The 23,368-nt window shown below is 45.5% G+C and carries 19 protein-coding genes; 14 read left to right on the plus strand and 5 right to left on the minus strand.

What is annotated here, in order from left to right; translation table 11 throughout:
* The first annotated feature begins 105 nt into the window (after positions 1 to 105).
* A complete protein-coding gene (locus tag ACL934_RS03070) occupies positions 106 to 3,642 on the plus strand; it encodes a beta strand repeat-containing protein (protein ID WP_413613048.1) in 3,537 nt (1,178 codons plus the stop codon).
* Positions 3,643 to 3,803: 161 nt separating this feature from the next.
* Positions 3,804 to 5,327 (plus strand): L,D-transpeptidase family protein, encoded by a 1,524-nt coding sequence (locus ACL934_RS03075; RefSeq protein ID WP_413613049.1) that lies wholly within the window; start codon positions 3,804 to 3,806, stop codon positions 5,325 to 5,327.
* Between the two features lie 21 nt (positions 5,328 to 5,348).
* Here ACL934_RS03075 and ACL934_RS03080 read toward each other — a convergent pair whose 3' ends face one another.
* The 3 genes from ACL934_RS03080 to ACL934_RS03090 all read right to left on the minus strand — a co-directional run bounded on the left by ACL934_RS03080 (position 5,349) and on the right by ACL934_RS03090 (position 9,268).
* Positions 5,349 to 7,136: a hypothetical protein gene (locus ACL934_RS03080; protein WP_413613050.1), complete on the minus strand. Its 1,788-nt coding sequence runs from the start codon at positions 7,134 to 7,136 to the stop codon at positions 5,349 to 5,351.
* A 66-nt stretch (positions 7,137 to 7,202) separates the two neighbouring features.
* Positions 7,203 to 8,594, minus strand: a complete 1,392-nt coding sequence (locus ACL934_RS03085; RefSeq protein WP_413613051.1) for a histidine kinase dimerization/phospho-acceptor domain-containing protein — start codon at positions 8,592 to 8,594, stop codon at positions 7,203 to 7,205.
* A complete protein-coding gene (locus tag ACL934_RS03090) occupies positions 8,591 to 9,268 on the minus strand; it encodes a response regulator transcription factor (protein ID WP_374077569.1) in 678 nt (225 codons plus the stop codon). The genes ACL934_RS03085 and ACL934_RS03090 overlap by 4 nt, the downstream gene beginning before the upstream one ends.
* Positions 9,269 to 9,436: 168 nt before the next feature.
* Between ACL934_RS03090 and ACL934_RS03095 the strand changes: the two genes are divergently transcribed.
* The 4 genes from ACL934_RS03095 to ACL934_RS03110 are packed head-to-tail and all read left to right on the plus strand — an operon-like array spanning position 9,437 to position 11,673.
* The gene (locus ACL934_RS03095; protein WP_374077571.1) at positions 9,437 to 9,838 is read left to right on the plus strand and encodes an HIT family protein; all 402 of its coding nucleotides are present in this window, start codon (positions 9,437 to 9,439) and stop codon (positions 9,836 to 9,838) included.
* Positions 9,839 to 9,848: 10 nt separating this feature from the next.
* On the plus strand, positions 9,849 to 10,388 hold the full coding sequence (locus ACL934_RS03100) for an inorganic diphosphatase (protein WP_374077573.1): 540 nt from the start codon (positions 9,849 to 9,851) through the stop codon (positions 10,386 to 10,388).
* Between the two features lie 14 nt (positions 10,389 to 10,402).
* On the plus strand, positions 10,403 to 10,642 hold the full coding sequence (locus ACL934_RS03105; RefSeq protein ID WP_374077575.1) for a DUF1653 domain-containing protein: 240 nt from the start codon (positions 10,403 to 10,405) through the stop codon (positions 10,640 to 10,642).
* Positions 10,639 to 11,673 carry an NAD(P)H-dependent flavin oxidoreductase gene (locus ACL934_RS03110; protein ID WP_413613052.1) on the plus strand — a complete coding sequence of 345 codons (1,035 nt, stop codon included), beginning with the start codon at positions 10,639 to 10,641 and terminating at the stop codon, positions 11,671 to 11,673. The genes ACL934_RS03105 and ACL934_RS03110 overlap by 4 nt, the downstream gene beginning before the upstream one ends.
* On the opposite strand, the gene ACL934_RS03115 is transcribed toward ACL934_RS03110, so the two are convergent.
* Complete coding sequence (locus ACL934_RS03115) at positions 11,666 to 12,304, minus strand: helix-turn-helix transcriptional regulator (RefSeq protein ID WP_374077579.1); 639 nt, start codon at positions 12,302 to 12,304, stop codon at positions 11,666 to 11,668. The genes ACL934_RS03110 and ACL934_RS03115 overlap by 8 nt on opposite strands.
* A gap of 81 nt (positions 12,305 to 12,385) precedes the next feature.
* Here ACL934_RS03115 and ACL934_RS03120 point away from each other — a divergent pair, with 81 nt between their 5' ends.
* From ACL934_RS03120 to ACL934_RS03155, 8 genes are all read left to right on the plus strand, one after another.
* Positions 12,386 to 12,955 carry a hypothetical protein gene (locus ACL934_RS03120; RefSeq protein ID WP_374077581.1) on the plus strand — a complete coding sequence of 190 codons (570 nt, stop codon included), beginning with the start codon at positions 12,386 to 12,388 and terminating at the stop codon, positions 12,953 to 12,955.
* A 208-nt stretch (positions 12,956 to 13,163) separates the two neighbouring features.
* Positions 13,164 to 14,465: a hypothetical protein gene (locus tag ACL934_RS03125; RefSeq protein WP_413613053.1), complete on the plus strand. Its 1,302-nt coding sequence runs from the start codon at positions 13,164 to 13,166 to the stop codon at positions 14,463 to 14,465.
* 22 nt (positions 14,466 to 14,487) lie between these two features.
* Complete coding sequence (locus tag ACL934_RS03130) at positions 14,488 to 15,573, plus strand: imelysin family protein (RefSeq protein ID WP_374077585.1); 1,086 nt, start codon at positions 14,488 to 14,490, stop codon at positions 15,571 to 15,573.
* Between the two features lie 12 nt (positions 15,574 to 15,585).
* Entirely contained in the window at positions 15,586 to 17,097 is a 1,512-nt protein-coding gene (locus ACL934_RS03135; RefSeq protein ID WP_374077587.1) for a di-heme oxidoredictase family protein, read from the plus strand.
* A gap of 385 nt (positions 17,098 to 17,482) precedes the next feature.
* Positions 17,483 to 19,225, plus strand: coding sequence for a chemotaxis protein CheA (locus ACL934_RS03140; protein WP_413613054.1), 1,743 nt, complete (start codon positions 17,483 to 17,485; stop codon positions 19,223 to 19,225).
* Positions 19,222 to 19,986, plus strand: coding sequence for a chemotaxis protein CheW (locus ACL934_RS03145; protein ID WP_413613055.1), 765 nt, complete (start codon positions 19,222 to 19,224; stop codon positions 19,984 to 19,986). The genes ACL934_RS03140 and ACL934_RS03145 overlap by 4 nt, the downstream gene beginning before the upstream one ends.
* A complete protein-coding gene (locus ACL934_RS03150; protein WP_413613056.1) occupies positions 19,986 to 21,548 on the plus strand; it encodes a chemotaxis protein CheB in 1,563 nt (520 codons plus the stop codon). Before ACL934_RS03145 ends, ACL934_RS03150 begins: the two co-directional genes overlap by 1 nt.
* An 8-nt stretch (positions 21,549 to 21,556) precedes the next feature.
* Positions 21,557 to 22,942, plus strand: a complete 1,386-nt coding sequence (locus ACL934_RS03155) for an aldehyde dehydrogenase family protein (protein ID WP_413613057.1) — start codon at positions 21,557 to 21,559, stop codon at positions 22,940 to 22,942.
* A 44-nt stretch (positions 22,943 to 22,986) separates the two neighbouring features.
* Here the strand turns inward: ACL934_RS03155 and ACL934_RS03160 are convergent, their stop codons facing one another.
* On the minus strand, positions 22,987 to 23,193 hold the full coding sequence (locus ACL934_RS03160) for a hypothetical protein (RefSeq protein ID WP_413613058.1): 207 nt from the start codon (positions 23,191 to 23,193) through the stop codon (positions 22,987 to 22,989).
* Between the last annotated feature and the right edge of the window lie 175 nt (positions 23,194 to 23,368).

The following is a 23,368-nucleotide window of genomic DNA, read 5'->3' on the forward strand; positions in this document are numbered from 1 at the left end:
AATACCCAAGAAACTCTCTTATTTCGTCTTAGAGTAAAGTCCAGTATCCCGATTTGAAGCTCTCATCTTATCAAGAATAGTCCTAGAAATACCGATAAGTTAGGTATGTATAATCTTGTACGTGTCCTGATATTTTTAGGTTTTTCTTTTTTCTCTGCGATGATCGTTCATGCGGCTCCAAGTTCATTGACCTATCAAGGTCGCATCTTGAAATCTGATGGCAGTCCTCTTGAATACAACAGTGTGAGTTTTCAATTTGAAATCACAAGCCCCGATGGTCTTTGTGTATTGTTTCGTGAACAAGTCGATGGCATCAACATGGTCAACTCAGGCGGCGTATTCGATGTGCCGATTGGCGCTTTGGGAGCACAAAGCTATCCGGGAAATGGAACATTCACTTTGCTGGATGCTTTTAAGAATACGGGCACACTGACGTGTGATGGGAGTTCTCCTTTCACTCCGCAAGTGGACGATGTTCGTAAGTTGCGAGTGAAGTTTCATGACGGGACGGGATGGAAAACAATTTCCCCGGACTCGACTGTGCGCTCGGTGCCCTATGCAGGCTTTGCCCTGTCAGCAGCGAAGCTGGGCAATAACACGGTTTCAGATTTTATTCTTAAGACAGGAATTCCTACTTGCGGGGCCAGTACGTTTCTCAGTTGGGATGGATCGGCTTTAACTTGTGCGGCCGTGGCAGGAGCAAGCGGAGGAACTGTCACAAATGTGTCTTCAGCAAACTCTTATCTAACAATCATCAATAACACGTCGACACCGATGCTGACTTTGAATGTCGGAACAACGGCTAATACTGTTGCGGCAGGTAATGATGCACGTTTGGTGAATGCACTGCAGGCGGGCTCTACAGCAAGCGGGGATTTGAGCGGAACCTATCCTGGTCCTACGGTCGTTGCCTTGCAAGGTGTGGGAGTAAGCTCAACAACTCCTACAAATGGGCAGTTTTTAAAATTTAATGGCACTGCTTGGGGAGCAGCAACGATTGGAACTGCAGATGTCAGCGGTTTAAGTGCTTCACTGAGTTCTTATCTTACACAAGCCGCTTTCAACGGTTACGTTTCGTCTGCGAGCTGTTCCGTGAGTCAAACGATGTATTGGAATTCTGTTTCAGGAAATTTCCAATGTCAGGCGATCAACGTCGGACTTGCAGGTGATGTCACAGGATCTATTGGCGCTGCAAAAGTTGTGGCCTTGCAAAATAGTCCTGTCGATACAACGGCACCCACGGCGAATCAAGTTTTGCAGTGGAATGGAACGAAGTGGGCGCCAGCCACGTTACCTTCTGATGCTGGAGGGACGATCACGGGAGTTGTCGCAGGTACAGGCTTAACAGGCGGAGGAACGACAGGTTCGGTCACGCTGAATGTCAATGCCAGTACAATCGCTTCAGGAGTTTTAGCAGTAGCGCAAGGAGGAACAGGTCAAAGTTCCTTCACCGATGGTCAACTTCTTATTGGTAACTCCTCGGGAAATACACTGACAAAGTCTACTTTGACAGCGGGCAGTGGTATTAATATCACGAATGGAAATGGTGCCATCACGATTGCGGCGACGGGAGCTCCTCCCACGGGATCTGCCGGCGGAGATTTGTCGGGCACATATCCAAATCCGGCGGTAAGCAAGTTAAGTGGAACGGCTCTTTCGATTTCGTCGTTAACAAGTTCACAGTATTTAAAATACAACGGCACAAATTGGGTGAACAGTGCTATTGCTGTGGCTGATGTGACGGGTCTTTCGACATCTTTAAGTGGCAAGCCTGATTACACTCAGTTTCCTATTTGTACAGCGGCACAAACTCTGACATTTGTGTCACCGGCTGGTGGTTTCGTTTGTACTTCCATTGCTATTGGAGATGCAGCAATCACTTACGCTTCTAAATCAGCGAATACTTTCTTAGCAGCTCCGAATGGTTCTGCAGGCGCACCAACATTCCGTACTCTTGCCGTAGCTGATTTGCCATCAGGCGCCTACGATACGACTTATTTTAAACAAGGTGGAAACTCTTTTGGTGCGAATGCGACCTTGGGAACAAATGACGCTAGAAATCTTGTAGTCAAAACGAACAACGTCACACGTATGACGATTCTAAGTGGTGGAAGTGTTGGTTTCGGAACTCAGGCTCTTTCTTGGTATGACATGAGTTTGTATAAAGCTGATGCGGATGCCAATATGTCTGTTGTTTCTGAAAACACCTCCACGACAACGGCTCGTTATCCGGCTCTGAATGTTGTGAACTATGCAGGATCTCCTGCTGTCGGTGCTGCCGGAAGTCCCTCTATTAATTTAACCAATATGCGCGGCACCACAGGCACCAGTGCCGTGATGAAATCAGGTGAAGCTCTTGGGGCTGTGGCGTTTAACGGAAGTTCAAATACAGTTGGCGATTATAAAATGGGCGCTTCGATCTGGGCGGAAGCAGCACAAGATTTTTCTGGGGCAGCTGCGGGAACAGATTTGTATTTTCAAACGACACCTTTAAACTCAACGACAAATACAGAGCGCATGCGTTTAACTTCAGCAGGGAATTTGGGAATCGGAACGAATTCTCCGATCTCAATATTGCAAATAGGTGGCAGCGCTTATTCTGCAGCATCTTGGACAACACAAGGATCACATCTTTATATTCCTGGAGTCACTTCAACAGATACAACAGGATCTGGAGCCATTGCTGCAAGAACCGTAGCCTCGATTGGGACACATACTTTTGCGGCTTCCAGTGCACAAACAATCACGGATGCTTCAACATTATATATTGCAAGCGGTCCAACCGCGGGCTCTAACGTCACGATTACAAATCCTTTGGCATTGCAAGTAGGAGGGGGCAACAGTGCTTTCGCTGGCAATGTGGGAATTGGAACGACCTCTCCGCAAACGAACTTGGATATTCGTGCTCCTGCCACAGCAGACGGAGTGATTCGCTTATACGTGGATAACGGTAAGCAGGCCGGAGTCAATTTGGGTACTAGCCAAAACGATCGTTGGAGTATTTTGCATGATGTGACAAATCAGTTGAGTTTTTGGGAAGACCACACGGGAGATTCTGGTTCGCAAGGACCAAGAATGACCATTTTACCTGGTGGAAATGTAGGGATTGGAACCTCAACTCCAGGACAAAAACTTTCTGTTGCAGGAACTATTGAATCAACTTCTGGAGGAGTCAGGTATCCAGATTCGACAACTCAAACAACAGCCTATCCTGGCGCCGCGAAAAGAGCTTTAATCGCCCTCAACGCAGGAACTAGTGCGACCGCTGTCACTCCAATATCTTGGAATGTGGCTATCTATGATACGGGCAGTTTTTGGAATGCGGATTCTCCGACACGATTCACGATCCCTGCAGGAGTCACTCTGGTTCGCCTGTGTGGCAATGCTTACGGATATTTTACTACGGGAAGTGGAATGATCGGTGCAGGTATCCACAAAAACGGAGCCTTTGCTCCCGGACTTCCACACCAATTAAATGAAGGGCACACGAACTCGACTCCGTATATCACAAGTTTTTGTTCGAGTCCTGTCGTTGTTACAACGGGAGACTACTTGGAAATGACTTTTGGCCCGAATGGTGCCGGAACCGTCACTATTCCAAATGATACGAGAACGTGGTTTTCCATCGAAGAAGTTCGATAGATCTGAGTTTATAGAAATGTTCTTAAGCACTAGATCCTCTGCGAAAACGCAGGGGATTTATTTTCTTTTCGAAATGTTCATAACCTGCGGCCTAGGCAGGTCTCCTCAACCAAGAAATACAGGGACAAAATTTGAATAGCAGTAAGACATGAGGAGGGACTATGAAGACGTTTCGAATCATTGTTGTCGTTGTGGCCTTAGCACTTTCAAGTTTTGGAAATGCTCAATCTAAACCAGCAGAATATCTCGAGGTCATTGATGCTTTAGGCTTAGATGATCTGCGTACCACGATGTTGGGGGTGGTGAGTCATGGGCTTAATCCCAAATCGTACTGGTCAGATAACATGGAGCAATTATACCAGCAAGGTGGCTCCGCGAATCCTCTTTTGAAAACTCAAGCCAATGAAAATTATCTTCGCCTGTTAAAGGATATTTCCTTAGGAGTCGTCAATCCCGAGTCGATGGGAGTTGATGTGAAGTTGAAGCGAAAAATTTTTCTGACAGCTCCTCAACTAAAAGTTCTTCTTTTGGCAAGTGGCAATCAGGCGACGCCCCTCTTGGAAAGTTTGGCTCCGCAAATAGCTCCTTACATTGCACTCAAAGAATCCCTGCGCAAGTTAACGGACTACTGTAATCAAGGGCAGTGGGAACCTTTGCCAGCGGTAAAAAAAGAAATCAAACCTGGAGGAGCCAATGCGGCGTTGCCCGCCATGAAAAATCGCCTGCGTCAGTTGGGATACAACGTGCCTTCCGTCGATGAGATTTTTGATGAAGCCACTGTCGCAGCGGTGAATGACGTGCAGTGGATGTTAAAAATAAAACCGGACGGCAAAATTTCTCCGAATGGAAAAACGTGGAAGTATCTGAATGTTTCCTGTCAAGATCGCGCACGTCAGGTGCGTCTGGATTTGGAAAAACTGCGTTGGTTCCCGCAAAATTTTGAAGATCGCTATATTTTTATCAACCTCGCCATGGCCTATTTCAGTTTGGTGGATAAAACCGGCAGCTCTCTTTACACAATGAGTTTTCGAACTATCAACGGGCGGGCGGCTCGTAAGTCTCCCACAATGAAGGATAAGATCGTGTATATTGTGATCAATCCATTCTGGGTTGTGCCTCCGACTATTTTCCGCGAGGACAAGGTGGAGGAAATTCGTAATTTGCCGCCTTGGGAGGTCGCAAATTATTTCCAAACACGCAATTATGAAGTTTGGAATCACTCCTTTACGCAACGAATTGATCCAACAACAATAGATTGGCAGAATTTAGATCCTAATATGGATGAGCAAATCTATATTCGCCAGAAACCTAACTATATGAATGCGCTGGGTGTTCTGAAGTTTATGATGACGAATTCTTACGCGATTTATTTGCACGACACCAATCAGCGAGAGCTTTTTGCAGAACCACAACGCTTATTGAGTTCTGGTTGTGTGCGGATGGAGCGTCCCTTGGATTTAGCTGAATATCTATTGCAGGGAACTCCATGGACCCGAGAGATGATAGAAAGATACATGGCAAAACCAGGAGAAGTTTTAGAGACAGAAACCCGAGTCGCTCTGAAACAATCCATGCCGGTGTATATGGCTTTCTTAACATCGCAGTTGAGTTCAGACGGAGTGCTTCGCTTTGTCGATGATACTTACAATCAAGGAAGAAGACTTTTGAGACAAGGAGCCTGGTAGGCTCCTTGTGTTCGTGAATAATTAACGACTTGCCGGAATGGTTGAGATTGTCGTTGTCGAAGTACTGCCAGGAAGGGGGGTGATCACTGACGAGGTGGGATATGTTGAATAATATCCCGTCGTACCTAGAGTGCCCGTACTGCCAATATAACCCGAAGTTCCGTAGCCATATTGAATCTGCTGAATTCTTGCCATCAAAGAATACATTTCTTGCTGGAGGGATGAGACAGCTTGATATTTCTGCATGGTTTGTTGTTGGTACTGCTGCTGATACTGCATGTAGCTTTGATATTGTTGCATCTGCATTTGCATCATCTGCTGTTGATATTGAAGAGATGTCGAATCATAGCCGATCATAGATCCCATCATGTTGCCGTAACCCATCATCGTTCCCATGCCCACCATTCCATTCATGCCGAGAACTCCGCCCATCATATTCCCCATCATGGATCCGGTCATTGTTCCCATTCCCATCATTGAACCCACGGGGTAACCCATGACGCCACCCATACTCATCATATTTCCCATGCCCATCATGCTGCCCATCATATTGCCATAGCCACCCATCATGGTTCCCATCATCCCGTTCATTCCGCCATACATTCCATTCATTCCCCATGGACCCATTCCGGAATTAAAAATTCCTCCTCCCATTGTGCCCATGCCCGCCATACCGTAAGGATTTCCCCACATGCCATTGCCATTCATTCCGCCGTAAGGTCCCATCATTCCCATGGCGCCACCATTCATTCCGGCGCAACCGAAACTGCCGGAGCCCATTCCACCACTAATCGATCCATAAATTCCACTGCCACCCCCAAGAGCCTGGGAAACGCCTGTCGCCATGGCACCCAATCCATAACCATATCCGACAGAGGCGTAAGGATTCGTCGGCCAACCCAGACTGGCGTTTGATTCCGCCACCATCTGATTCGTTTTATAACCCATGTACACAGAGCCTAACCCTAGAGCGACATTGCCCACAACCGAAGCCCAATCCGTTTGCGGTTTTTGATATGAATAACCGTTACCTTGCTGCATACATTCGATACAAACATCGCCTTCTGTTTTTCCTAACATGCGCTCACGTTGCGCATCTTGAGCTTCTTGTTTAGCATCCTTCAAAGCATCTTTGCTTCTTGCAATGCTGTTTTCCAGGCGTTCGATCTCTCTTTGTAATTTATTAAACTGCGCATGACTTTTGCGATAATCGCTTAGACCCTTTTTACAATCTTGAGCTGTTGCACGTCCTTTGTCGGCCTGACGAAAGCGGGCTCCGTCACAGACAAGGGCCGCGACAGAACCAGCTTTGTTCTCATCACAGAGCACATTCCACTCAGGAATTGTGAAAGCACGAATCTCGACGGAACTGACAATGTCGCCATTGGTTTGCGGAGTGATCGCAATGGTTCCTTCGGAGCCTTCGACAGAAGCTCGATCTTCCGTTTGGTTTTGATTGCTTTTATGTCCTTTGTAAGAACGGCAGGTGCGATTGTTCTCAATATGTTCAAACACGACCTCGGTGAAATCTTCTGTGACCACTTCTTCCACGTCTTTACGGGATTTTTCCATGGCCTTAGAGAGTTTTTTCTGTTCCGCCTTTTTGGCCTTCAATTGTTTTTGGGCTTCACTGATTTCGGCTTGAATTTCCTTCGTTCCATCATCAATGTTCGTTGCACCGTTGCCGACACGAGTTTGATAGGGGCAACTTTGCATTCCACCGTAAAGGCCTGAGCCCCACATCGACGATTGCGCGAATGAAGTCAGCGGCAAGAATAAAACAAAAATGATTGCAGTGTTACGAAGCATAAGACCACCTTCTTGGTGATCTTAGGATAGCCAAGAACTATGGAGGGAATGTGGAAGTAAAAAAGACTAGGACTTCTTGAACGAAACTGAGACTTTTGCGCCGACGACGAGATTGTCACTATAGATATTCTCGGCACTCAGGGTTCCCGAGTGCAGTTGAGCAATTTCTTTCATAATCACAGAGCCAATACCCACTGAAATACGTTGGCTTGCAGAGTCGCCAATTAAAACACGGCTGGCTTTCTTATGCCCAAATTCACTTAACGCCTTCGCAGTAAATCCGGGGCCGTCGTCTAAGAGTGAAACAGAAATCTGATTTTCGCTCTCAGAAATTTCCACCGAGATTTTAGATTTAGTAAAAGACGAAGAGTTTTCAAAAGCATTGCGTAGCAGTCGATCCAAAAGTTTCGACGAGCCCATGATCTCAAAATTATTTCCGCGAGTCACAACCTCATAGCGTATATGGGGGGAGCGTTCTTTAAAAACGATAAGCTGTTCTGTCACCTTATCACGCAAATCAATGCGTTCTGTTCCCAACGAATATTTGGGTTCGGTGATTTGTGCGAGAAAAAGAAGATCCTCCACCAGTTTTCCAAAGTACTGCACTTCAGAAAAACACAGAGAGAGAACTTCCTGCCGCTTTTCTTCGCTTAGTTTTTGACCGGAGATCTGCAAGGTCTCAAGGAAGGTTCTGAGCGACGTCAAAGGTGTTCTTAAATCATGAGCCAAATCTTGCAAAAGCTGACGGCGAGTGGTGTCGGCTTTACGAAGTTGATCCACCATCAACTCAAGATCACCCGCCATTTGATTGAAGGCTTCAATTAACGGAGATAACTCATCAAACTTCTTTTGCGGAAGCCGAGCTGACAGATTTCCTTCACGCAAGGCTGAAAGAACTGCCAAAGCCTCAACAGAACGTTCGCGATATTTTGAGAACTGGTAAAAGAGTGCAACACCAATAGAGATCAAAACGCAGGTGATCAAAGCCAGCAAAGTCACGAAAGGGCCAATGGGGGGCTTTCTTCCCGGAGGACCAATGCGGCTATATAGGAAAACACCGTCTTTGTTAGTTTTGGAAATCACAAGAGGAGGAGCCGGAAACGACTGTTTCCCGAGGGAAATCATCGACTCTTTTTGCAGTTGAGAAAGTTGGTCCGCACTCAAAGAACGAGGCAAAACTTTTTTCCCCGAAAGCAGGCTTATTCCCTGTGCATCGACAAGATCATGTCCTTCCAGTCCCGACTTTTTCGAAAAATCATTGAGTTTAACGATGGCTTTGAAAGGATCTTCGTCAAAGGCCTTGAGCAAGGTTTGATTCATTGCTGCGGGTCCCATGAACATACGATCTCTTTCAAAGCTTGTCAGAATCCAGGAAGCAGAAATGGCCACCACGATGAAGACCAAGACGATGGAGGCAAAGATGATGTAGTTCTTCCTGAAAAGGGGTTTTGTGATCATACCGCTTTCTCAAGGCGATAGCCCTGACCATAGACGGAATTGATTTTCACGGTTTTGATTCCATTTTTTTGTAACTTTGAACGAATGTGACTGATATGGGAATCCACCGTGCGATCAAAGATCTCTTCTCCTGAAGCTAAGCGATCAATCAACTGCTCACGAGTGACGATAGTTTCGGGATGTTCAAAGAAGGCGGTGAGAATTTCGAACTCACGACGGTTCAAGCTGATCAAAGACTCTCCGTACTTAAGCACTTGCTGATTTTTAATCAAAGTGAGTCCGGCAAAGCGCACCAGGTCCAAAGAGGGTTTTTTGTCAGAAAGCTGGTTTTTGATTCGCGCGATCATCTCTTTTTGGCTAAAGGGCTTACGGATATAATCGTTGGCACCTTCTTCAAAACCGCGCACGACACTTTCTTCGTCAGTTCGTGCCGTCAGAAAAATAATTGGACTTGTCGAACCATTTTCGCGAAGCCACTGACAAAACTCATAACCATTACCATCAGGAAGATTTACATCCAAAAGAAATAAGTCGGTGGACGATGCCAAGGACATTTTCTTTCTGGCCTCGTTTAAATTTTGTGCCCACTCCACTTTGTAAGACTCAAGTTCGAGTTGCAGTTGAATCGCTTTACCGACGATAGGGTCGTCTTCAAGTAGAAAAATGTTCGTCATATTGTTAGCCTACCATGTCAAGAGTAGTTCCTCATTTTCTATTCTCGATGGCAAGTGTTGAAGAACTATGGAACTCTGGTCCAACGTCTCACTGCGGGACATGTTATCGCTTGCTCGGCTTTCAGGCCCTTACCATAATAAACCTGCCGTATTTGAAGGAGATAAAAAATGGCCTCAGTTTTTACAAAGATCATTAGTGGTGAATTTCCCAGTTACAAAATTTATGAAGATGATCGTGTTCTCTCGTTCTTGGCTTTGGATCAAGTGAACTTGGGCCACACTTTGGTGATCTGCAAAGAAGAAATCAATCACTGGACCGAAGTGCCTGCAGAAACTTATGCTCATTTGCACAAGGTTTCGCAAAAAATCGGAAAGGCTATTTTGAAAGCGTCAGGTTCTCCGCGTGTAGGGCAAATGGTGGCGGGTTTTGAAGTGCCTCACTATCATTTACATCTGATCCCGGCTTGGTCGATTCCTGATTTGGATTTTAAAAGAGCGCAACGTCGTTCTGAAGCTGAAATGAAACAAATCCAAAGTGAGATTATCAAACATCTTGAAGCTTTGAAGTAAGGAAGTTTTTATGAACCCATGGCATGATCTAGAACCAGGTGAAAATCCTCCAGAGATGGTAACGGCCCTGATAGAAATTCCCCTTGGTTCAAAAACAAAGTTCGAGATTGATAAAAAATCCGGACTTCTTAAAGTGGACCGCGTTCTTTATAGCTCTGTCCACTATCCCGCGAACTACGGATTTATTCCGCAAACTTATTGTGGTGATAGAGATCCCCTCGACATTCTGGTTTTGGGACAAGCTGTGGTTTATCCGATGTCCTTGATGCGGGCTCGTCCCATTGGATGCATGCGCATGCTCGATCAAGGCGATGCGGACGATAAAGTGATTGCCGTCCATGCCGATGATCCAGAGATGGCTGATATCTTTTCCATCAAGGATTTACCTCCGCACAAAATGCGCGAGATCAAAAACTTTTTTGAAATCTACAAGGGCCTTGAGAATAAGAAGGTCGAAGTGGAAGGCTTCCTTGATACTGAAAAAACGTATCACATCATCAAAGAGGCCTTGGATCTTTATCAAAAAGAAAAGTCGCACTTAAAAAAATAAAACGAGAAATATTTATGGCATCAAACAATGAGCAAGAAATTATTCCCGGAGCCATCTATCAGCACTACAAGGGAAAACAATACCGCGTGATCGGTATTGGCAAACACAGTGAAACTTTGGAAGACGTGGTTTTGTATGAAGCTCTTTATAATAATTCATTAGGGCGTCTTTGGTGTCGTCCTGTGCACATGTGGTCTGAGCCTGTTGACGTTCAAGGCGAAAAAGTCCCCCGTTTTAAATTTCTATTTAAATGAAATTATCTCTGCAAGAGCGTTTAAAGCTCCCTTTCTTTCCAGTTATACAAGCTCCGATGGCAGGTGGATTTACTCCACCTTCTTTTATTGCAGCAGTTTGTGAAGAGGGCGGCCTAGGCTCTATTGGTGCGGGTTATCTATCTCCAGAATCGCTGCGGGAACAGATTCGTGAAGTCAAAAAACTCACGTCAAAAGCGTTTGCGGTGAATTTATTTATCCCGACACCTGTCACTTTGGATCAGACCAAGATTGAAGAGAGCAAAAAGATTCTTCTGAAATATCATCAGGAACTGGGAATTTCCGCCGAACCCAAACTCTTCTGGGATGAACAGCTTTTTGAAAAACAATTCCAAGTGGTCTTAGAAGAAAAAGTACCTGTTTTTAGTTTTGCTTTTGGTTTTTTATCCGCAGAAAAAATGCAGGCACTCAAATCCCAAGGGATTTTTATAATCGGAACGGCGACGAGCCTTGAAGAGGGCCTTTTTCTGGAACAACAAGGTTGCGATGCCATTGCCGCTCAAGGTTCCGAAGCCGGTGGGCATCGAGGTTCTTTCCTCGACGGAAAGTTTCCACTTGTGAGAGTGTGGGATCTTGTCGATGAATTGGTAGATCATGTTCATATCCCTGTTCTCGCTGCGGGAGGAATCATCAATGCGGAGGGTGTTCATAAAGCACGACAGTTAGGTGCCTCGGGCGTGCAAGTGGGAACGGCGTTCCTAGTTTGTAAAGAGAGTAGCGCTTCTCCCGAATTTAAAAAGAAACTGCTTACGAGCCCTGAGGGCTCTACGGTTCTTACAAAATCCTTTTCAGGCCGCTGGGCCCGTGGCGTTGAAAATCGTTTTATGAAAGAGCTGGAACCTCTTCAGGAACATCTTCCGGATTATCCTCTGCAAAACTCACTGACCCAGGTTCTGCGTAAACACGCTTTAGAAAAAGGACAGACGGATTTTCTTTCTCTCTGGGCCGGTGAAGGTGTCGGACATCTTCAAGAGTTATCGATCCACGAACTTATGCAAGAGCTGACTAAGTAGATTTCCGGATACAAAAGCGACACACCGAGCCTCCTCTGGCAATGCAGCTTTCAAGTTTCACATTATTAAGCCCCGTCGCATTCCTAATAAAACGAATATCGAATTGGCAAAGCTCGGGATGTTGTTTCGCTACGGAATGATAAACACAATTCGTGGCTTCAATAACGGCTCCTTTGCGCAAATCACTTTGCTTAAGAGTCGCACGATAACCGAGTTCGTTCAGTGTTTTCGTCAGCTCTCGTAAGCGGTCCGCCGTTGATGTGCAATTCTCGAATCTTGCCTGCATTGAGTTTGCAACTTTGCCCGCGAGCTTATTCATAATTTCGGAAACTTGTTTTGCCCCCATGTCTTCAGCGAGCAATTCCAGAAGGACGTTCGAGAGCCAAGAGTACTGCTTGGGAAAAACGTCATGGCCTTCATTGGAAAGGAGGTACCGTCTTTTGGGGCGCCCTACAGATCCTCTAGAATCCACATAGGTCACATAGCCCAAAGTTTCAACCTTGATAATGTGTTCTTTCGCAGCGGTTTTCGTAACCTTCAGAACTGTGGCGAGCTCTTCAAGACTCGCCCCTTCTGGACAATGCAATAGGTGCTCTAAGATCTTTCTTTGATTCTCATGTAGAGACTTCATCGTCTTATCCCTTCTGGCTGTTTAAACAATTTAAACAGTATTTACTGTTTATATAATACAGCAGAAAATAGAGAAAAGGCAATGAGCCTCAACCTTGAACAAGTGAAGGAATTTATGCAAACCACAAATGTAACAACGCCAGTTTCCGAAAATACTGCCGTTGAAAAAAAAGTCATTCTCTCTGGAATTATTACGGGACAGATCGCGGGACTCATCATGGCTGTAGTGGTGATGCTCGTATTTATGATTTTCTTGGGTAAAAATCCGCTGTATCCAGTGCAAGTTATCGGCTCGATGGTATTTGGTGAAAGCGCTCTGCAAGGCCTACATATCGGAGCCATCCTAGCTGGTCTTATTTTGCATCAGTTGGGACCTTCTCTTCTGTGGGGCGTGATCTTCTCGCTTTTGGCAAAAAGACTTTCAGTGCAAACTTCCAAGGAAGCGCTTCGTTTGGGATTGATCGTTGGAGTTCTTGCCATGGCCGGACCCTATGTACTGATCCCATTTATGATGAAGACACTTCATGGCGTGGACATTTGGAACCGAGAAGTTCCAATGTTCTGGGATTGGGCTGCGCACATCGTATTTGGTGCATCCTTTGTTCTGTATCCTATGATCCAAAAGGAGCTGAATGGCCGACTTAAAGACTAGGAGCGCAGGCGGCGGGAGGGGTTTTCATCCCTCCTGTTAGCGAGTAGTTTTTTCAACAAAATCAGGATGTTCCGCGATCATCCTGATTGTTTCTCAATACATTTTCAGTTGGCATTCAGGTCCTTCTCAGTTGCCTGGAAAAGAGGCCTCCGTTTTGACGTTTTCATAACGCTTCTCTACAAACGGGCCTCACGGAGAAGCACTTTCAATGAAATCGGTATTCCTTGTTCTTATTCTTTTTTCGACCCTTGTTCACGCTCAAGAGAGCTCTACAACAACAACTGAAATTCAGGCTCCAACATCAGAAGTATCTCCTGCTGCCACTTCTGCAACATCACTTCCAAAAGTGCGCGGTGAATTCCCTAAGTTCGAATTTAAATCTTATGGTTACATCTCATTCAGCCAACACGAAACTTTTAAAACGGTTCAAAACCTAGAGCCTATCGTGCGCCGTCAAATGGACTTGGCAGAATTTGCATTTGAAGGTGAATACATCCTGACTGAAAATTCAAAAATCGAATTTGAAGTTGAAATCGAGCACGGTGGTGTGGGTTCGACGGTGGAGTTTGACCCTTTTGAAGAGTTCGGTGAGTTTGAACAGGAAATCGAAAAGGGCGGTGAAGTCGTCCTTCACGAAGTTTACTACAAAAAGGCTTTCAAACAGGGCAACACTGTTCTTAAGATCGGTAAGTTCCCTCTCTTTATTTCTTTGGGCTCTGTTCTTACAAAACCGCATCGTTATCCTTCGATCCTTCCTTCAGATGTGGAAGCTCGCATGATTCCATTGGGCTGGACAGAGACAGGCGTTCAGGTTGAACAAAAAGCAGGAATGTTCACAGGTCGTTTGGGGCTTGTGTCAGGTTTGAACTCTGAGTTCTTCAGAACCTACAGCTGGGTTGGTGGCGGTTACCAACGTCACTTTGAAACAATGAATGCCGATGATTTGGCGACAGTTGCCAGTGTTGAATTCGGGAACGTGGTAAAAGGTCAAGGTATTGCGATTGCGGCTTATCACGGTGACACGACTGGAAACAGATACAAAGTTGATAAAATGAAAGAGTCTGCACGTGTGACGTTGTGGACTTTGATGGGCTCTTACAAGTACGGAAGATTCGGTATTCAAGGTGAAGTGATCGAAGGGGAACTGGAAAACTCGGACCTAGTTTCTAAAGCCAACGCGACATTGGGTGGTTTGGCAAAGCCCAAAGCGTTTGCACCTTTGGGTAAAAAAGCCCGTCTTGAGAGCGTGCAAGTGTCCTATGAAGCTCTTGAAGATCTCACGTTCTATTTGAAAGGTGAGCACGTTGATACTTTCGCGGAAGTGGAAGGCAACATTAATAAAAATCCTCGTTATGACCTTACAAAAAAATCCGCAGGTTTGATGTGGATGTGGGATACGGCCGCGTTCATGAAGGTTCAGTACTCTCGTGAAAAAACGGAATTGGATGGTTTGCCAGAAACTTACCAGGCAAACATCGCATTTGGTTTTGATTTAGATCGTTTTAATTAGTCTATATATAAGGAGACAAACCATGAAAGCTCTTAAATTGATGGTCGCAGCTTTCGCCTTTGTTGGCGCGACAGCACAAGCAGCGACAAACCAAGAGATCATCAACCACGTTTCTTACAACGTGATCTTGGCAACATACAATGATCTAGCAGCACAGACTGCAAACTTGAAAACTGCGGTGGACGCTTTGGCGGCCAACCCAACTCAAGAAACTTTGAACACAGCACAAGCCGCTTGGCGTGCCACTCGCGTTCCTTGGGAAAGTTCCGAAGCTTTCTTGTTCGGACCGGTAGATTCTTTGGGTATTGATCCAATGCTTGATACTTGGCCTTTGAACAAATTGGATCTTGATGCCGTTTTGAAATCAAACCGTGCTATCACAACTGATTTCGTACGCGCCTTGGGAACAAATCTTCAAGGTTTCCACACGATCGAATATCTTTTGTTCGGTGACGGTGTTTCTTCAAACACAAAACCTGTGGGTGCTTTGACTCCAAAACAATTTGAATACCTTAAAGCGACTTCAACTCTTTTGGCTGAACATGCAGCGACTTTGGCTTACACTTGGTCAACAAACCACGATCCTGAAAATCCATCAGCTCCTGGTTACGTAAAAGTGATCAGCCAACCTGGTTTCGACAACCAATTCTACACATCTGACAGAGCCGTGATGGAAGAATTCGTTCAAGGTATGATGGGTATCGTGGATGAAGTTGCCAACGGTAAAATGTCTGATCCATTGGGCGCTGACATCGGTTCTGCAAATATGGCTCTTGTTGAGTCTCCATTTGCATGGAACTCTTTGAATGACTTCACAAACAACATCCGTTCTGTGTACAGCATCTACACTGGTCACTACAGAACTTCAAAAGGTCCTGGCGTGAAAGCTCTTGTTGAAAGAGTGGACGCGGCTTTGGCGGCTCGTGTGGAACAAGACATCTTGAACTGCATGCAGTTGATCCAAGCTATCCGCCCTGCTAACGGTGGCGATTTCGGTCAAGCAATTTTCACTCCAGATGGACGTGCTCGTACTCAACAAGCTATTGATGCTTTGAATGCTCTTCATGGCGTTCTTGAGTCTGAAGTTCTTCCAACTTTGGATATGTAATAGGGAGAATCAATGAAAGCTTGGATTATTCTAACAGCTTTGAATTTGATGGTTGGGGGAGCGGCTTTGGCGGCTCCTCAAATCGATATGGATTATGTTCGCGCGATCAAATCGGGCGGCGATACAACTGTCTTTTTTAGAGGGGAATCGGTTCAAGCCTTCAGGAACCCCGCTGCTAATTTGTCAGAAGAACAAATTCGTCAACACTTGAGTGGTGACGGCCTTTTTGAAAGAAATTTCTCTGACGATCCCAACCGTTTTGAATTCGGCTTGGGACCTGTCTTCAACAATACAAGCTGCAATGCTTGTCACTCAAAAGATGGCCGTGGCGCTTTGCCGGCGATTCCTTTTGGCCAAGAGTGGGTTCAACTTAGACAAAATGAAGCTGTCTTTTTGCGCATCAGTATCGAGGATGGCATCCAACATCCTAAGACGCCGCAAAATCGTTGGGGAGCGCCAGTAGCGGTCCCAGGATTTTCAGATCAACTTTTCCATTTAGGTTCTATGGGCGCCCGTGAAGATCACCCAGGAGTAGGACAGGCGCAAGTATGGATGAAATACGAAAAGAGCACGTTCACTTATCCTGACGGAGAAGTCGTGCAACTTCGTAAACCTCTTTTCAAAGTGACTGACGCTTATGACGAGTACTTTGATTCTGTGACGGGCCAAGTTCGCAGTCGTCTTTACGAAAAAGACGTCAAGATGGGAGCACGTATCGGAACTCCGATGATTGGTTTGGGACTTCTCGAAGCCATCAAAGAATCTGATATCCTGGCATTGGCAGCACGTGACCTTTCAAGCGAAGGTGTCAGCGGGAAAGCCAATTATGTTTTTGATATTGAAAAAAGCATGGCCAACGATCCTTATCCAGTTTCAATGGGTCGTTTCGGTTTGAAGAACAACACACCTTCTGTGTTCCATCAATCTTTGGGTGCTCTTCGTGGCGATATCGGCGTAACGAACTATGCGTTCCCTGACGAAAGTATTTTAGGAACTGTTCTTTATGATATCTTCATGAACGGTAAAACACGCCCGACAAATTTTGAAGCGCCTCGTGAAGTGGCTGACGACATTGTGTTCTATTCGCAAACATTGGCAGTGCCTGCACGTCGTAACGTCGACGAGGCTGAAATCGTCCGTGGTGCGAATGTATTCCATCAAGTGAATTGTACGAGCTGTCATCAACCTAGCTTTGTAACGGGCAATCACGCAAATCCGGCTTTCCGAAATCAGAAAATTTATCCTTACACTGACATGCTCTTGCATGACATGGGTGAGGGATTGGCTGACGGTCGCCAAGATTTCGATGCGACAGGAAACGAGTGGAAGACTCGTCCTCTTTGGGGCTTGGGCCATACGCAGACAATCAATCCACGTGCGGGTTTCTTGCACGACGGTCGCGCTCGTACAATTGAAGAAGCTATTTTGTGGCACGGCGGAGAAGCCGAGCACTCAAAATCCAATTTTGCGAAACTTCCGAAGACGGATCGTACTGCTTTGATCCAGTTCATCAAGTCGTTGTAATCAATTTGTTTCAAACTGAGTGGTTCAGAAAAACTGGACCACGAAATTATGGCGCGAATTGTTAGGACTATAGTACTCTCATCTAAAGCTTCTATTGGGGCTGGAGAGGAGGTGGTGCTTATGGTTAAAACATCTGACATAACCAAGGCGGAGGTGACGGCTTCTTAGCTGTCTGGTCCTTCGCCTGGATTCTAAAAGAATCATAATCAAGAGCGACCCAATGGGTCGCTCTTCCATTTTCTAGATCTTTCTCACATTCTTGCCTGACACTTGTAATATAAATCTGGTCCTGCAAGGGCCCCATAGTATCTAACCTAAACTCCTGAAAATGCCGATAAATTCTGGGAACTTTACACTGAATTGAAAGCGGGACTTCCAGGAATTTATGTCTGACGAAAAATCTGAATTTGAAAATCTCCAGCAGGAAGCCGCTGTTCTGATCGACTTTGAGCAAGTCGAAGAAGTCTCTCGCGTCTTTTTTGAAGAATCCAAAGAAATTTTGGAAGACCTTGATAGTTTGATTCTTAAACTTGAAGGTGATCCGACGAATGCGGATCAAATCAATCTGCTCTTCCGTAAAATTCATACTATCAAAGGGAGTGTGGGCGCAGTTCCCGGGGGTCAGCTTTTGGGATCTTTGGCTCATGAATGTGAAGCTCTTTTGACACGCATCAAAAGGGAAACTCGTCCGGTTTCAAAAGAATGCATCGATTTGTTTTTGAAAAGTTCGCGCATTTTGAAAGTCTTGGCGCAAAGTCTGCGTGATAAGCGTGAGCTTTATCCCGAAGAACTCAGCGAAGCGATTGAACTGATTGCCAGCTATGGAAGTTTTGAATTTCCTGAAGAGGGTGGAAGTTCGATGGTCCGCAGTTCGGTGTCCCGAGCGACCTCCTCCAGCTCTTCAGATGAAGAGGGTGTTTGGCTTTCGACGAAACAGCTCAATGAATTCCTGCGCCTTTCTGGTGAGCTTCTTGTTTTAAAAAATTTCTTCCAGATGATGAATCAAACCGTGAATTTTCGTGCACAGCCTGAACTCTTTGAACGAAGACAAACGGACTTTTCTCAGAATCTTTCTAAGATCAGTGATCAGTTTCAGAACCAAGTTCAAACTGTTCGGAAAGAAAAAGCGTCTGAAAGTTTTCAGGGTTTGCATGTCCTGGTCAGACAAGCTTCAACGGAGCTCAATAAAAGCGTGCAGCTCGAAGTTCACGGTGGAGATTTGCTCATCGATAAAGGTTTAGGCAAAGACCTTTATGAAGCTTTGGTTCACGTGGCAAGAAACTCTATTGACCACGGTATTGAGGATCAATTTGAAAGAGCCTTGCAGGGAAAATCCTCCATTGGAACTTTGTCTTTGGAGATTTTCGAAAAGAACAACACCATCCATGTTGTTTTCAAAGACGACGGCAAGGGATTGGACAGGGAACGCATCTTACAACGTGCTTTGAAGCTCGCCCTTGTCACCGAGGAACAAGCTCAGAAAATGAGCGACGAAGAAATCTATCGTTTTATTTTTAATGCGGGCTTTTCGACAAAAGAAAAGGTCACAACGATTTCTGGTCGTGGCGTGGGCATGGACATTGTCCTTGCCACCGTTGAAAAATATAACGGAAAAATCTTTATTGAAAACAGTGTCGGCCAAGGTGCCTGCTTTAGAATTGAAGTGCCGATTCCTCAGCATATCATGGTAGAAAGCGCTCTCTTGTGCTCTTGGCAGGATTTCCAATTTGCAGTGCCTTTGACATCTGTGGCCCATATCAGTTCATGCAACGAATTACAGATCACGACGGTGGATCATCTTCGCTATTGTCAGTTCAGCGGATTTACAGTGCCGTTGATGGACTATAGCGAGATGTTGAATCTAAGAACAACAAAGTCCGAAGACAAAGTTCGAGCTTCCTCCGCCGTCTTTATTAAAATTAAGGACGCTCTCTTTGCGTTGTTAGTCGATAAGATCGAAGCGCAAACAGATTTGGTGGTGAAATCTTTCGGAAAGATCGTCGGCGGACAAAAAGGTTTTAAGGGTATTTCCATTTTGGCTGACGAAAAGGTCACTTACATTTTAGATCCTGAAAAGTTGATGGGTCTGTTAGTTAAACAACTAGAAAATCAGGAGGAGGCGGCATGAGCGACTTCTTTGGTGATGACTTCACAGCCGAACTAAAAAGTTATTTCCTCGACAGTCTGAATAAAGAGACTGAAAAGTTTATTGATCTTGTTGACGAATCATTGTGGAAACGAATTCGTAACGAAGTGGCGGAGCAAACGAAATCGTGGGCGGTCGACGCCAAGACGAACGAGTTTTTGTATTTGACGGAGTGGCTGGAGGGTTTTGAAGCCCGCGCCAGTGGCATTCAGGATTCTGCTGAGTTTTTAAAATTTTTGCGTGCGATTAAAGCTTATGCCGAAGCGTTGCTAGTTGAAAAAACTGATTCAGCAGAATTGGCAGCGAAGTTTTCTTTAGTGGCAGAGAGTCGCCATGAAACTCTTTTTCTGCATTGCAAATGGGGCGCACAGGATTTTGCTATTCCTATTTTAAACGTTGTGGAGATCAGCAGTCAGCTTCCACTTTATTCTTTGCCCGAAAAAAAGCCGGGTTTGTTAGGCGTGGTTCCATTTCGCGGGGAGGCTGTTCCTGTCGTGAACTTCCACGATCACGGTTTTATGACTGTAGAAGCTAAAAATACATATTACGTTATCTGTGAACACGAGGGTGTGCGTTTTTCATTGCAGGTGACTGAAACTGACGACCTGATGAGTTTGCGCGATTCTGATCTGCAAAACATCGAAAATCACTCTTCCATGATTCAAGCCTCCTTTGTGAAGCACTTCTTCATTAAGGACAGCAAGAGTGTCATGGTCTTAGATCTTGAAAAATTGGTGGCCTGATGAACACACATTATTTATTTCCTGGAAAGATAGCGGCCTTTAAAGAAGAGACGATCATTTCGACTCTCTTAGGTTCCTGTGTTGCCGTGGCAATTTACGATCCGACGACGAAAATTGGTGGCTTGAACCACTACTTACTTTCTGACGGTCTTCCTGAAGAAAGAGCGAATACCCGTTACGGCATTCATGCAATTCCTCTTTTGATTGAGGAGTGCGTTCGTTTGGGAGCTAATCGGAACAAGTTGCAAGCCAAGGTTTATGGCGGGGCCAATGTTATTAGTGTCGCGCAACTGGGCGACGGTATTGGCAAGCGCAATATTGATTTAGCAGAAAAGATGCTGAAAGATCTTGGTATTCCGATTCTTGAAAAAAATGTTGCGGGGGATTCTGCCCGAACAATTAAGCTTAATACATCGACCTTTGATGTCCTCCATAATACCTCCAAAGACAGTGGCATTGTGGAAAGATCTGTGGATGTCTCGGGCTTTAAACCCTTGTCTGTAGCGAAAAATGTGAAGGTTTTGGTTGTGGATGACTCTGCTACCGTCAGAACTCTTTTCACAAATATTTTTACGAAAAGCGGTTTGGAAGTGGTGGGAGCTGCGGCCGATGCTTACCAGGCTCGCGAATTGATCTTAAATAAAAAGCCCGACGTTATCACTTTGGATATCGAAATGCCCAAGATGTCGGGCGTGATGTTCTTGGAAAAAATCATGAAGCATCATCCCATTCCTGTTGTGATGGTTTCCTCCCTAGCAAGCACGGGGGAGGCAGCATTAAAGTCGTTAGAACTTGGTGCTATTGAATTCGTTCACAAGCCTTCCCAATTTGATCCCGCCGTTCTTAAAGATTTAGCGGCGATGCTAGTCGATAAAGTGCGAGCGGCGGCTTCTGTGAATGTTCTTAAGAAACTCAAAGAAGCTCCTCCGGTTGTGGAAATGAAAACCGCTGTGAATGCGCCTTCGACATTGCGAAAAGCAGCTGAGTTGAAGGTGGTTGTCCTTGGTGGGAATGCGGGAAGTGCCGAAGCCTTAGAAAAATTTGTCAAAGGTCTTGCGGCCGATACTCCTCCAGTGGTTGTGTCTTGCAGTACAGTTGCCAACTTTATCACGGCCTTTATTAGTAAACTGAAAGTGGGATCGAAGGTCACATCTGTGGTGGCCAAAGACGGGGACTTCTTGCGAATGGGCCACGTCTATTTTATTCCTTCAGAACATCACGGAAAAATTCAGCCGGGACCTCATGGCCCGATGTTGAATATTGTGAAGGGAGCTCCGGTTTGTTCACAGTTGCCTTCAAGCAATGTCCTCTTTCAATCTGCAGCCCAAAGTTATGCTAAGGGTGTCTATGCAGTTTTGTTGGGAGGATTCGGTACAGATGGAGTCGATGGACTTATCGAGGTGCAGAAAAAAGGTGGCGCCAGCGTGGTGCAGCACCCTGAAGAAGCGCAATTTCCCTATGCTCCACAGAAAGCCATTGAACTGGGAGTGGCGGATGAGGTACTTAAATCAGATATGCTAGCGCATCATCTGATGCAGTATCGAAACCAAAACGTGTACTAGGATGTTCTTTGGAACTGACAAATTTTATCGGCGGAGAGTTTGTCTCTGCCGAAAGCAAAAAGACCTTCGCGAAGCTGTCTCCATTTGATGGAAGTATTTTAGCACAAGTGGCATCGAGTGATGCTATGGATGTTATTAAGGCACTGCAGTTAGCAAAAAAAGCGGCGGCTCCTTTCAAAGAGTTGTCCAAAGAACAAAGAGCCGGACTTCTTTCAAAGATCGCAAATCATCTTGAACAAAATGCCGACGCCATTGCTTATGAGGAAGCTCTTTATCAAGGACTTTCTCACTCGTTTGTTTTGGAAAACAGTGTACGTCCGGCGATTCAACTTCTTAAAGAAAATGCGCAAAGCCTTTTAAAAGAAATCCCTGCTAACATCTTGTTGCAACCCAATGGTGTGATGGGTGTCATCACGTCATGGTGTCTGTCTTTAAAACTTGTCGTGGAAAGATTAGCTCCGGCTTTAGCTGCGGGTAACGTCGTGATGCTGAAGGTTTCTGAACAGTCACCCATCACCGCAAAAATTTTGGGTGAGGCGATGGTTGCTGCCCAAGTCCCACCAGGCGTCGTGAACATCTTGCAAGGTTTTAGCGATGTGGCGCAGATCATCGCAGGCCACCCAAGTATTCACGCCGTGAGCGCGGTTGGAAAAACGTCGACGATGGAAAACATCGCGAAGTCGGGCCTTACTCAGTTTAAAAAAATGCAGTTGAGTGGCAGTGTGAAAAACCCGGCTATTGTTCTTGCAGAGACAGACTATAAAAAGTTAATGCCTGAAATTCTTCGTCCCTTTTTGATGGGACAAGGCCAACTGTGCTGGAATGTCTCCCGCATTTTTGTGCTTGAATCTTTTGCGCAAGATTTTTTAGCGACAGCTCAAGAATATATTTCTTCGCTGACTCCACTCAAAGATCCTCGTGGGAATGAAGTTTGGACTCCCTTGATTTCTAACGAATCCGTGCAGACCATTGATGGAAAAATCCATAGCGGCGTTGAAGAGCACGGAAAAGTATTCGTGGGTGGCTCGCGCTACGACGGTCCGGGCTTTTTCTATAAACCCACAGTGATGCTCGATCTTCCGAATTGCAGTGTCCTTCAGCAAGATGAGCTTCAAGGTCCACTTCTTTTAATCACACCCGTGAAATACCAACATGAAATTTTAAAATGGGCGAACACTTCGTATTTAGCTCATTCAGGAATTGTCTGGGGGCCTTCGGAAAAAGTGATGAAGGTGGTTTCTCAGTTAGAGTGTGCTCAGGTCTGGGTGAACTCTTGGCTTCATGGAGAGACTGCAACGATCTTTGGTCATAAGCAGTCGAGCTTTGGTATTACGGACATGTCTTGGTCGGGAAGCTTCTATTCGGATGTAAAAAAATTGGCGGGGACTCTTTAACGTCAATCCTCTGACGAAATCCCCTGTCGAATATTTGACGAAACTCAGTTCAAAACGTGGGTTTTCGCCCGAGTTTTGACTTCGCAGTGAGGACAGAACGCTTCTTCTTTAATTTCGCCAGTGCCACAATCAGCAATATGCTTTAGCTCAAGGACTGTGCCGCAAAGTATGCAATTGTTTTGAGAAATTATAAACTCGCGGTGTTTTAGAGAGTCCGCTTTTTCAAAGTAGTTGATCTTGCTGTATTCCATTTCTGTCTCGTTCCTTCGAGTTTTCGCTCTTCTAGCGAAGGCTCCATCCTGGAGCATTAAGGTGACACTGCAAAAGCTGTTCACAGACCAATGTCCGGCCTCCGGAACCCTTTCCTCGGCCATTCCGAGAATTCAAAGGCGTCTCTTTTGGATAAAGGCCTTTCCGAAATAAAGG

It is taken from the genome of Bdellovibrio sp. HCB-110, from assembly GCF_047323225.1.
GTDB lineage: Bacteria > Bdellovibrionota > Bdellovibrionia > Bdellovibrionales > Bdellovibrionaceae > Bdellovibrio.